Origin of the sequence: Hydrogenophaga atypica (assembly GCF_042665215.1) — a bacterium.
In the GTDB taxonomy this organism is placed as follows: domain Bacteria; phylum Pseudomonadota; class Gammaproteobacteria; order Burkholderiales; family Burkholderiaceae_C; genus Hydrogenophaga; species Hydrogenophaga defluvii_A.
On record NZ_JBHTCA010000010.1, the window covers coordinates 1 to 11,716 of the forward strand.

The window sequence follows — 11,716 nt, forward strand, 5'->3', positions numbered from 1 at the left end:
ACGCCACGAATCGCAGATTTGAAAGTGAACAGGAAAGTCAATGAAATCAACGATCTACCAACACCACCTCCGCGCCAGTGCTAGCTTTTCGTACCGTCACTTATTGCACTGAAAACGAGGAGACCCCCAAAGCGACACCATCACGCCCGCCCACCCTGCCCGGCCTGACGGTTTGTATGGGGTGAGCAAGGCCTTTGGCGAGGATTTGTCGCGCTTCTATTTTGAGCGCTATGGCATCGAAACCGCGTGTCTGCGCATCGGCTCGTCGTTTCCCGAGCCGCGCGACCGACGCATGTTGGCCACCTGGCTCAGCCACGGCGATCTGCATCGGCTGGTCAGTGCCTGTCTGGACACGCCGGTGCTGGGACACTCCATCATTTATGGCGTTTCCGACAACGCTGTGACGTGGTGGGACAACAGCAGCGCCAAACACATTGGCTACCGCCCGCAAGACAGCTCCGACCCATTCCGCGAAGCCGTGTATGCACGCACCACGCCGCCCGATCTGAGCGACCCCGCAGCGGTCTGCCAAGGCGGTGCCTTCGTCACAGCGGGCCCTTTTGAGTCGAAGTGAGCGTCGCACCTTATGCAAGCGGAACTGATTGCTGACACACGTTGCGCCACCGGCGAAAGCCCGGTGTGGGTGGCGAACGAACAGGCCCTGTACTGGACCGACATTCCCGCAGGCCGCCAATGGCGCTGGCAAGCGGCGAATGGCGCCCTGTCCCACCGCGACGCCCCCGAGGCGCTGGCGTGTATGGCGCCCACAGAAGATGGCACCGCCTGGGTGGCAGGCATGGCATCCGGCGTCTTTTTGTTGCAGCCACAGGACGACGGACGCCTGTCGGACAAACGCCTCGCAACGGCGCCACACGCACGGAATGGCATGCGCTTCAACGATGGCCGCTGCGACCGACAAGGCCGTTTCTGGGCGGGCACCATGCTGATGGACATGGCCGCGGCAGCGTCGGTGGGCGTGTTGTACCGCTACACCACGGATGCGGGTTTGCTGGCGCAACTCGACGGATTCATCACCCCCAACGGCCTGGCCTTCAGCCCCGACGGACAGACCATGTACCTGTCGGACTCGCACCCCAGCGTGCAAGCCATCTGGGCCTTCGACTACGACACGGAGACGGGCACTCCACACAACCGGCGCCTGTTTGTTGACATGAAGCCGCTCGCAGGCCGGCCTGACGGCGCCGCTGTGGATGCCGATGGCTGCTACTGGATCTGTGGCAACGACGCCGGTCTGGTGCACCGCTTCACGCCCGAAGGGCGGTTGGATCGCTCGCTTGCCGTGCCCGTGAAAAAGCCTGCCATGTGCGCCTTCGGCGGCACCAACCTGGACACCTTGTTTGTGACATCGATCCGCCCCGATGGGGTCGATCTGTCCGATCAGCCGCTGGCCGGCGGGGTGTTTGCGCTGCGGCCTGGCACACAAGGTTTGCCCGAGCCCACGTTCCGCGTCTGACGACACATCGATCCTTTTTCTCTCACAACCACCACACCAGAGGTAGACAAATGACGTTTCAACACAGCCTTCTCGCCGTTGCTGTCGGCACCCTGTGTATTTCGGCCCAAGCAGTCGAGTTCCGTTCGGCCGATGTGCACAACAGCGATGACTACCCCACGGTGGCAGCCGTCAAATACATGAGCGACGTGTTGTCCAAACAAAGCAACGGCAAGTACAAGATCAAAGTCTTCAACAAAGGTGCATTGGGTTCCGAAAAAGAGACGCTGGACCAGGTGAAGATTGGCGCGCTGGAGCTCAACCGGGTCAACATTGGCACGCTGAACGCCATTTGCCCGAAGACCCTGGTGCCCACCATGCCCTTCCTGTTCGATTCCATCGCTCACATGCGCAAGACCTTGGACGGTGCGATCGGCGAAGAGATCCTCAAAGGCTGCGAAAGCCAGGGCCTGGTGGGCCTGGCTTTCTATGACAGTGGGGCGCGCTCCATCTACGCCAAGAAGGCGGTGCGGACATTGGCCGATGCCAAGGGGCTGAAGATCCGTGTGCAACAAGCCGAACTGCCGGTGGCTCTGGTCGGTGCCATGGGCGCCAACGCCACACCCATGCCCACAGGCGAGGTCTACACCGGTCTCAAAACCGGCGTGATCGACGCGGCAGAGAACAACATCCCCTCCTACGAAGGTTTCAAGCACTACGAGGCGGTGAAGTTTTTCTCCCATACCGAACATTCCATGGCCCCCGAAGTGCTGGTCATGTCCAAGGCCGTTTTCGACAAATTGCCTGCGGCCGACCAGACCCTGGTTCGCGCCGCCGCCAAGGAATCTGTCGGCTTCCAGCGCAAGAAGTGGGACGAACAGGAGGCCAAGGCGTTGGAAATCGTGGTCAAGGGTGGTGCCACCATCGTCAAGGATGTGGACAAGGCCGCCTTCAAGGCCGCCATGGCCCCGGTCTACGCCAAGTTCATCAACACGCCCGACCTGCAACGCCTGGTCAAGGCCGTGCAAGACAACAAGTAAGCACGCCTCCTGGCGTTGGCCTGCCCCGCCCTCCCCGCCCACGCGCGGGGAGGCGCATCGTCTGTACCGGAACCCCTCATGAGCCCACCTCTTCCGTCGGCGGGCGCCGCTGCCACCAGCGCCGCCGTCAGCCCCGTTGCGCCCGCGCTCGACGCCACCCACGCCCGTGCGCCCGCCACCCACGCGTATTCGCGGCTTTGTGGGTGGTTGAGCAAGGCCAGCCTGATGCTCGCTATCGTCGGGCTGATCGGCATCATCGTGGCGGTGCAATACCAGGTGGTCGGCCGCTATGTGTTCAACGACACCCCCACCTGGGCCGAAGCCCTGGCCTTGCAACTGGTGTTGTACGTCACCGCGCTGGGCGTGGCCGTGGGCGTTCGCGATGCGGGCCACATTGGGTTGGAGTCGCTGGTTTCGCTGCTGCCCGAGGGGTTGCGCCTGAAAATCGAGGTCCTGATCCATGCCTTGGTGGCCTTGTTCGGCGCCATCATGGTGCACAGCGGCTGGCTCTGGACCCAACTCAAGTGGGCCGAACTTGACCCCATGCTGGGCATGCCCGTGGGTATCGACTACCTCTCGCTGGTCATCGCCGGCGCCCTCATCGTGTTGTTCTCCATCGAACACATCGTTGCCTTGCTGCGCAACGAAGACGTCGTGCCGTCCTGGTACTGATCGAAAGAAAAACAATGGAACTGACCGTTCTCTCCATCTGCTTCGCGGTGCTGCTCCTGTTGGGTGTGCCCGTGGCCTTTTCCATCGGCCTGGCGTCGGTGGCCACGGTGTTGTACGCCGGCATCCCCATTCCCATCGTTTTTCAGAAGATGGTCGGGGGCATGCAGATTTTTTCGTTCCTGGCGATCCCGTTTTTCGTTTTCGCGGGCGAACTGATGCTCTACGGCGGCATTGCCGACCGCATCGTGCGTTTTGCCAACAGCCTGGTGGGTCATGTGCGTGGTGGCTTGGGCATGAGCAACGTGATTGGATGCACCCTGTTCGGTGGTGTCGCCGGTTCGCCGCTGGCCGATGTGTCGGCCATGGGGTCGGTGATGATCCCGCTCATGAAGAAGGAAGGTTACGACGCCGATTACGCGGTGAACGTGACCACCCACGCGGCCCTGGTCGGCGCGTTGATGCCCACCTCGCACAACCTGATCATCTTCACCCTGGCCACCACCGGCATCGCCTCTGTCAGTGTGTTCAGCTTGATCCTGGCCGGCCTCATTCCGGCGCTGTTGCTGACCATCTGCAACCTGGTTGCCGCCTACTACGTGGCCGTCAAACGCGGCTACCCCACACGCGGCAAGTTCCCCGGGTGGAAAGAAGTCATCCTGTCCTTCCTGGGCGCCATGCCGGGACTCTTGATCGTGGTGATCATTCTGGCCGGCATCCTGTCGGGTATCTTCACCGCCACCGAATCGGCGGCCACAGCGGTGCTGTGGGCCTTGCTGGTCACGGTGCTGGTCTACCGCTCGCTGTCGTGGAAGGACTTTTTGAAAGCCTGCGCCAAAGCCTGCAAAACCACTGGCGTGGTGCTGCTTTTGATCGGCATCAGCTCGGCCTTTGGCTACTTTATGGCGCTGTACGAGGTGCCACAGAAAACCGGCGAGCTCATGCAGTCCGTCACCACCAACCCGTGGCTGATTTTCCTGATGATCAACGTGCTGCTGTTTGTGCTGGGCACCTTCCTGGACATGGCGGCCACCATCCTGATCTGCACGCCCATCTTTTTGCCCATTGCCATGCATTTCGGCATGGACCCGGCGCAGTTCGGCATCGTCATGTTGATCAATTGCGCGCTGGGTTTGAACACGCCTCCGGTGGGTGTCACGCAGTTCGTGGGGTGTGCCATCGGCGGGGTTTCGGTGGGGCAAGTGATGAAGTCCATCCTGCCCTTCTACGGTGCGCTGATCGCCTGTCTGATGCTGGTGACCTATGTCCCGGCGTTTTCGCTCTGGCTGCCCAATCTGCTGAACGCGCCCAAGTGAAGCCCACGACGAGGCCGGTGCGTCGGTTGCCAACTGGCCCCAGGAAAACACCGAGCGGCTGGCACCGCTCTCGCCTCAGCGGCCCCCTAAAATACAAGGCCTGTGCAGATCTCGGCAGTGTGCCGGGTGTCTGCCAACCTTTGTTTAGGGACTTTCATGAAAAAGCTGCTCCTCACGCTGGGCCTGATCGCCACCGCTGCCACCGCATCGGCCCAAGACCTCAAGGTCGCCATCGACCCCACCTACGAACCCTTCACTTTCAAGACCGCCGACGGCAAGCCCACGGGCTTTGACGTCGATATCGCGCAGGCCATCTGCGACCAGCTCAAGCGCAAGTGTGTGTTCGTCGAGCAGGTCTGGGACAGCATGATTCCCGGCCTGCAGGCGCGCAAGTACGACGTCATCATCAGCTCCATGTCCATCACCGACGACCGCAAAAAGGTGGTGGATTTCAGCGACAAGTACTACAAAACACCCAGCGGCATTGTGGTGAAGGAAGGCACGCCGTTCACCGGCGCGGCCTCGCTCAAGGGCAAGAAGATTGGTGTGCTCAAGGGCAGCACACAAGAGAAATTTGCCATGGGCGAACTCAAGCCTGCCGGCGTGACCGTGGTGCCCTACGAAGCACAGGACCAGGTGTACCTGGACATCAAGTCCGGCCGCCTCGACGGCACGGTGGCCGACAAGGTCGAGGTCAACGGTGGCTTTCTGAGCAAGCCCGAAGGCAAGGGTTACGGTTTTGTGGGCGCCGATCTGTACGACGTGAAGTACTTCGGCTACGGCGTGGGCGTGGCTATGCGCAAGGGCCAGGACAAACTCAAGGCCGACGTGAACGCCGCCATCAAGGCCATCCGGGGTGATGCGCGTTACGCCACCATCAGCAAGAAGTACTTCAGTTTCGACCCCTACGGCAACTGATGGCACGCCCTGGCTGATGCCAACCCACCACCGGGGCGCATTCGCGCCCCGTGCTGTTTGATTCCACCGTGACCACCGAACGGACAACCCTTTGAGCGACTACTACCTTTCCATCCTGCAAGGCGCTGCGCTCACGGTGGGCGTGTCTTTGGCGGCCCTGGTGGTGGCCATCGTGCTGGGCCTGCTGGGTGCGGTCGCCAAGCTCTCGGGTCGCCCGCCGCTGGTGGCCCTGGCCACCGTCTACACCACGCTGGTGCGGGGTGTGCCCGAACTGGTGTTGATGCTGTTGGTGTTCTACGGCGGCACCATTGGCCTGAACACCTTGCTGGAGGCCATGGGCAGCAGCGAGTCCATCGACATCAACCCTTTTGTGGCCGGCGTGCTCACCATTGGCTTCATCTACGGCGCTTACATGACCGAAACCTTCCGGGGCGCCATCCTGTCCATCCCCAAGGGGCAGATGGAAGCGGCCTGGGCGTTTGGCATGGGCCCCACACAAACCTTTGTTCGCATCACCCTGCCGCAGATGGTGCGTTACGCCCTGCCCGGCTTCACCAACAACTGGCTGGTGCTGATCAAGGCCACCGCGCTGGTGAGCCTGATCGGGCTGCAGGAGATGACCTATTTGTCCAAACAGGCCAGCGCCGCGACCCGCGAGCCGTTCGCGTTTTTCCTGTTTGCCGCAGCCTTGTTCCTCATTTACACGTCGGCATCCTTGTGGGTGCTCAAGCGCATCAACGCGCGCTACAGCCTGGGCGTCAAGCGGAGCACCACGTCATGAACTGGGCCGTGATTTTTGAGCCGGCCAACCTGGCGCTGTACGGCGAAGGCGTGGTCACCACGCTGTGGCTGTTGGGCTCGTCGCTGGCGGTGGGGGCGGTGCTGGCGCTGGTGTTTGCGCTGGCCCTGACCAATGGTCCGGCTCCCGTGCGCTGGCTGGTGGGGGCCTACACCTACTGCATACGCGGCACGCCGCTGCTGATTCAGGTCTACCTCATCTATTACGGCCTGGCCCAGCTCGAATGGGTGCAGGCGCGCTGGGACGATGTCTGGCCCTGGACCCACTTCAAAGAGCCTTTTTTCTGCGCCCTGCTGGCTTTCAGCCTCAACACCGCCGGCTACACCGCCGAGATGCTCGCCGGCGCCATGCGCGAAACCGCCCACGGTGAAATCGAAGCCGCACAGGCCATGGGCATGGGGCGCTGGCAGGTGTTGCGCCGCGTGGTGCTGCCCAGCGCCATCCGCCGCACCCTGCCGGCCTACAGCAACGAAGTGGTCATGATGCTGCACAGCACCAGCCTGGCCAGCACCGTGCCCGCCATGATGGACGTGACCGCTGCCGCCAGCCGCATCTACTCCGACTTCTACCTGCCTTTCGAGGCTTACCTGTTTGCCGCCGCCATCTACCTGAGCATCACTTTTGTGCTGGTGGGTGGCTTCAAACTGGCCGAAAAGCGCTACCTGGCCCACCTGGCGCCCCGCCAGCACTGACACCATGGACATCCGACACCACCCCCTGCCGGTCGCCAGCCTGGGCAACCAAAAGACCGTCACCAGCCTGCACTTCGGCACGCCAGGCGCGCGGCCCAAGGTCTACCTGCAGGCCAGCCTGCACGCCGAGGAATTGCCCGGCATGCTGGCCGCCCACCACCTGCGTCAGAAGCTGCTGGCGGCCGAAGACGCAGGCCAGATCCGGGGCGAAGTGGTGCTGGTGCCTGTGGCCAACCCTATTGGCTTGGCCCAGCGCCTGGACCACAAACCCATGGGCCGCTTCGAGTTCAGCAGCTCGGAAAACTTCAACCGCCATTACCCCGACCTGGCCCAGGTGGCGTTTGAGCGCACGCGAGGCAAGTTGACGCAGGACGGTGCGCGCAACGTGACCCTGGTGCGCGAGGCAGTTGCCGGCTGGCTGGCCGAACAGCAGCCCCAAACCGAGTTGCAAGGCCTGCGCCACACCCTCACGTCACTGGCCTTTGACGCCGATGTGGTCATCGACCTGCACTGCGATTGCGAAGCCGTGATGCACTTCTACGCCGAGCGCCATTGCTGGCCGGTGTTGGAGCCACTGTCGCGTTACCTGGGGTCACAAGCCGTGCTGCTGGCCGATGCCGCCACCAACGGTGGCCCCTTTGACGAACAACTCTCCGGTCTGTGGTCACAGTTGCCGGTGCTGCTGCGCCAGGCCGGAGTCGATGTGCCCCTGCCCGTGGGCTGCGCCAGCACCACGGTGGAGCTGCGCGGCGAAGCCGACGTGTACCACCCGCTGGCCGACCAGGACAGCGCCGCCCTGTGGGCCTACCTGCAGCACCTGGGCGTGGTGGCCGGCACGGCACCTGCTATGCCGGGGCCGCGATGTGAGCCGACGCCACTGGCGGGTTCGGAAACCCTCAAGGCCCCCTGCCCCGGCGTGCTGGTGTTCGTGGCCGACGTGGGCCAGCACCTGGCCGTGGGCGATGCGGTGGCCGACATCATCGACCCCACCCTGGGCACGGTGCACACCGTGCGCGCGGGCACGGCCGGCGTGTTTTACGCCCGCATCCTCCACCGCTACATTCAGACTGGCCTGGAAATCGGCAAGATCGCCGGCAGCGTCCCTTTCAGAACCGGCAACCTGCTGGGCAACTGAGCCGCCTTCATGAACGACAAGACCCTCAAACTCCAGGTTGATGACATCCACAAAAGCTACGGTGGTCACGAGGTGCTCAAAGGCGTCTCGCTCAAAGCCCACGCGGGCGACGTGATCAGCATCATCGGCAGCTCCGGCTCCGGCAAAAGCACCTTTCTGCGCTGCATCAACCTGCTGGAAAAACCGCAACAGGGCCGCATCGTGGTGGCGGGCGAAGAACTGCAGCTGAAGCCAGTGAAGAATGGTGAATTGCACGCCGCCGACCCGGCCCAATTGCAGCGGCTGCGCACCAAGCTGTCCATGGTGTTTCAGCACTTCAACCTCTGGGCCCACATGACGGTGCTGCAAAACATCATCGAAGTACCGGTGCACGTGCTGGGTGTGCCCCGCGAGCAGGCGGTGGCCACGGCGCGCAGATACCTCGACCTGGTGGGCCTGAAAAACGTGGACGACCGCTACCCCGCCCACATGAGCGGCGGCCAGCAGCAGCGCGTGGCCATTGCGCGCGCCCTGGCGGTGGAGCCGGAGGTGATGTTGTTCGATGAACCCACCAGCGCCCTTGACCCCGAACTGGTGACCGAGGTGCTGCGCGTGATGCAGGTGCTGGCCGAACAAGGCCGCACCATGGTGGTGGTCACCCACGAAATGGGCTTTGCCCGCGAGGTGTCCAACCACCTCATCTTTTTGCACCAGGGCCGCATCGAAGAACAGGGCCACCCGCGCCAGGTGTTGAGTGCGCCAAAAAGCGAGCGCCTGGGGCAGTTTCTGTCGGGCAACCTCAAGTAGTCAGCAACGCGTTACAAAAACCGGTCCAGCAACTTCCGGCTGTGCCGGTCCAGCGCCGACACGTCGCGGATCATGAACTGCACGCCATGGGCGTCGGCGATCAGCATCACGCCGCCGCCCATGCGGCGTATGTCTTCTTCGCCCTTGAGCTGCAGGCTGGCCCGGCCCCGGTCGGTTTCGATGTCCCAGGTGCTGGGCGTGGCAAAGCTGCTCACATCAAACAGGCGCTTGATCTCGGGCATGAACTCGCGGCGGCGCAGTTCTTCTTCGACCAGTTCTCGGGTGGGTGCATCCAGCTGGTCCAGCGCATCGAGCCAGGCCAGCTCGTGGCCATCGGCGCCCACCAGGCTGATCATGCGATCGGGCGCGCTGATGGGGTAGGCGCGCACGGGCACCACGGCCTCATGGGCGGTGCCGTCGGCGGTGGTCAGCACCAGCCGGCCCTGGGTGTTGCGTTGCAGGTTCATGGGGCGCTCCCGCCTTCTTCCAGCGTTTCGGCCTGCCGGGCCTGTGCCTGGTAGAGCCGGTAATAGGCGCCTTCGCGCGCCATCAGTTCGTCGTGGCTGCCCTCTTCCACCTTCTGGCCCCGGTCCATCACCACCAAGCGGTCGGCCTTGCGCAGCGTGGACAGGCGGTGGGCGATGGCGATGGTGGTGCGGCCCTTGACGAGGTTGTCCAGCGCCTTCTGGATTTCCTTCTCCGTCTCGGTGTCCACAGACGACGTGGCTTCGTCCAGGATAAGGATGCGCGGGTTGATCAGCAGCGCTCGCGCGATGCTGATACGTTGGCGTTCGCCGCCCGAGAGGCCTTGGCCACGCTCGCCCACCAGCGAGTCGTAGCCCTGCGGCAGGCGCAGGATGAATTCGTGGGCGTGGGCGGCGCGGGCGGCGGCGATGATCTCCTCGCGCGTGGCGTCGGGTTTGCCGTAGGCGATGTTGTCGGCAATGGTGCCAAAGAACAGGAAGGGTTCCTGCAGCACCAGGCCGATGTGGCTGCGGTACTCGGCCACGGGCAGCGAGCGGATGTCCACACCGTCGATCTTGATGGCGCCTTCGGAGATGTCGTAGAAGCGGCAGATCAGGTTGACCAGGGTGCTTTTGCCCGAGCCGCTGTGGCCCACCAGGCCCACCATTTCACCGGGTGCGATGTGCAGGTCCAGGCCGCGAATCACGGCGCGGTTGCCATAGCGGAAACCTGCGCCTTCGATCTGTATGCGGCCATCGACCTTGTCCAGGTGCACCGGGTTGACGGGCTCGGGCACGCTGGAGACGTGGTCCAGGATGTCGAAAATGCGTTTGGCGCCCGAGGCGGCTTTTTGTGTGACCGACACGATGCGGCTCATGGAATCAAGCCGGCTGTAAAAGCGCCCGATGTAGGCCAGGAAGGCGGTCAACACGCCCACGGTGATGGACTGGTGCGCCACCAGCCAGATGCCAAAACCCCAGACCACCAACAAGCCAATTTCGGTCAGCAGCGAGACGGTGGGCGCAAACAGTGACCACACGCGGTTGAGTTTGTCGTTGACGTCCAGGTTGTGTTTGTTGGCGTCGCGAAAGCGCTGGGCCTCGCGGTTCTCCTGGGCAAAGGCTTTCACCACGCGGATGCCGGGGATGGTGTCGGCCAGCACGCTGGTGACCTCGGACCACACCCGGTCGATCTTCTCGAAGCCGGTGCGCAGCTTGTCGCGCACCACGTGGATCATCCAGGCGATGAAGGGCAGCGGCAGCAAGGTGGCCAGCGCCAACCAGGGGTTGATGGAGAACAGGATGACCGTGGTCATGCCGATCATCAACACGTCGGTGGCGAAATCGAGTAAGTGCAAGGAAAGGAAAACGTTGATGCGGTCGGTTTCCGAGCCGATGCGCGCCATCAGGTCGCCGGTGCGCCGGCCGCCGAAGTATTCGAGTGAGAGCTTGAGCAGGTGTTCGTAGGTGGTGGTGCGAAGGTCGGCGCCGATGCGCTCGGACACCAAAGCGAGAATGTAGGTTTTGGCCCAGCCCAGGCCCCAGGCCAGCAGCGCGGCACCCAGCAGGCCACTCAGATACATCACCACCAAGGCCATCTCCACCGGCTGACCGTTCTGGTACGGGATCAACACCTCGTCGATCAGCGGCATGGTGAGGTAAGGCGGCACCAGCGTGGCGGCGGTGGAGGCCAGCATCAGCAGGAATCCGGCCAGCAACTGCCCCTGGTAGGGCTTGGCGAAGCGCCACAGGCGCAGCAGCATCCAGGTGGAGGGTGGCGTGGTGTTCTCTTGAGCGCAAGAGGGACAGTCGTCCTGATCGGCGTCCAGCGGTGCCTTGCACAGTGGGCAGGTTGCTTGCAGCACCAGTTGCGGCGCGCGGCCTTCTTCCAGCGCCTGTTGCGCCAGCACGAACTGATTGACCAGTCGGGTGGCCGCCATCTGCTGTGCCAGGGTGTAGCGCCACACGGCCAGCCGGCCCTGCGGGTTGAACAATTCGATCTGGCCCACGCCGGCGTGGTCGCTCTGGCGCAGGCTCAGTCCCCGACCCAACGGCCAGTCACTCTCCATCTGAGGCGTGCCGTCGGCGGCGCGCGTCCAGGCATTGAGGCGGGTGGCGTCCACTGTCAGCAGGCCGGGCACAAAACGCAAGTCTTCGCTGAGATCGGTTTCCAGCACGGCCAACGGTGCGCCATCGGGCCCCTCTGACAAGGTGGCTGGCCACAGGCCGGAGCGGGTTTCTGGAGCGGCGCTGGGCGCAGGCAAGGTGCTCATGCGGGAAAATAAATGTTTGTAACGGCTTTGGCCCCACCTCGGAGTGGGTACAAAATCGCATTTCTGATGCACGCCCCACGGCGTTGCCTGATTCACCTGGAAGGCCCTCTCAGGCCAGAAGATTGTAAGGCTGCCCCTCTGACCGCAGAACCGACATCCGCCTTGTTCAGC

General features: G+C 63.3%; 11 protein-coding genes and 1 pseudogene. 10 read left to right on the forward strand and 2 right to left on the reverse strand.

All coding sequences use genetic code 11. The annotated features are described in order from the left end of the window. Window positions 1–151: 151 nt before the first annotated feature. The 10 genes and pseudogenes from ACFQPB_RS13675 to ACFQPB_RS13720 form a co-directional block, all read left to right on the forward strand. Window positions 152–574 (forward strand): annotated as a pseudogene (locus ACFQPB_RS13675) (NAD-dependent epimerase/dehydratase family protein); the annotation flags it as partial. Window positions 575–586: 12 nt separating this feature from the next. Continuing rightward, a complete protein-coding gene (locus tag ACFQPB_RS13680) occupies window positions 587–1,474 on the forward strand; it encodes an SMP-30/gluconolactonase/LRE family protein (protein ID WP_382224214.1) in 888 nt (295 codons plus the stop codon). Between the two features lie 50 nt (window positions 1,475–1,524). Further along, window positions 1,525–2,493 carry a TRAP transporter substrate-binding protein gene (locus ACFQPB_RS13685; protein WP_382224216.1) on the forward strand — a complete coding sequence of 323 codons (969 nt, stop codon included), beginning with the start codon at window positions 1,525–1,527 and terminating at the stop codon, window positions 2,491–2,493. A 225-nt stretch (window positions 2,494–2,718) separates the two neighbouring features. Beyond that, a complete protein-coding gene (locus tag ACFQPB_RS13690) occupies window positions 2,719–3,165 on the forward strand; it encodes a TRAP transporter small permease (protein WP_382224474.1) in 447 nt (148 codons plus the stop codon). Between the two features lie 14 nt (window positions 3,166–3,179). Then, window positions 3,180–4,478, forward strand: a complete 1,299-nt coding sequence (locus ACFQPB_RS13695) for a TRAP transporter large permease (protein ID WP_382224219.1) — start codon at window positions 3,180–3,182, stop codon at window positions 4,476–4,478. 156 nt (window positions 4,479–4,634) lie between these two features. Next, window positions 4,635–5,396: a lysine/arginine/ornithine ABC transporter substrate-binding protein gene (locus ACFQPB_RS13700; RefSeq protein WP_382224222.1), complete on the forward strand. Its 762-nt coding sequence runs from the start codon at window positions 4,635–4,637 to the stop codon at window positions 5,394–5,396. A 91-nt stretch (window positions 5,397–5,487) separates the two neighbouring features. Next, window positions 5,488–6,177, forward strand: a complete 690-nt coding sequence (locus ACFQPB_RS13705; protein ID WP_382198559.1) for an ABC transporter permease — start codon at window positions 5,488–5,490, stop codon at window positions 6,175–6,177. After that, a complete protein-coding gene (locus tag ACFQPB_RS13710; RefSeq protein ID WP_382198560.1) occupies window positions 6,174–6,887 on the forward strand; it encodes an ABC transporter permease in 714 nt (237 codons plus the stop codon). The genes ACFQPB_RS13705 and ACFQPB_RS13710 overlap by 4 nt, the downstream gene beginning before the upstream one ends. Before the next feature lie 4 nt (window positions 6,888–6,891). Next, a complete protein-coding gene (locus ACFQPB_RS13715) occupies window positions 6,892–8,022 on the forward strand; it encodes a succinylglutamate desuccinylase/aspartoacylase family protein (protein WP_382224226.1) in 1,131 nt (376 codons plus the stop codon). 9 nt (window positions 8,023–8,031) lie between these two features. Next, window positions 8,032–8,808: an ABC transporter ATP-binding protein gene (locus ACFQPB_RS13720; RefSeq protein WP_382224229.1), complete on the forward strand. Its 777-nt coding sequence runs from the start codon at window positions 8,032–8,034 to the stop codon at window positions 8,806–8,808. A gap of 11 nt (window positions 8,809–8,819) precedes the next feature. Here the strand turns inward: ACFQPB_RS13720 and ACFQPB_RS13725 are convergent, their stop codons facing one another. After that, the gene (locus tag ACFQPB_RS13725; RefSeq protein ID WP_382224232.1) at window positions 8,820–9,275 is read right to left on the reverse strand and encodes a cyanophycin metabolism-associated DUF1854 family protein; all 456 of its coding nucleotides are present in this window, start codon (window positions 9,273–9,275) and stop codon (window positions 8,820–8,822) included. Continuing rightward, entirely contained in the window at window positions 9,272–11,545 is a 2,274-nt protein-coding gene (locus ACFQPB_RS13730) for a cyanophycin metabolism-associated ABC transporter (protein ID WP_382224235.1), read from the reverse strand. Before ACFQPB_RS13730 ends, ACFQPB_RS13725 begins: the two co-directional genes overlap by 4 nt. Between the last annotated feature and the right edge of the window lie 171 nt (window positions 11,546–11,716).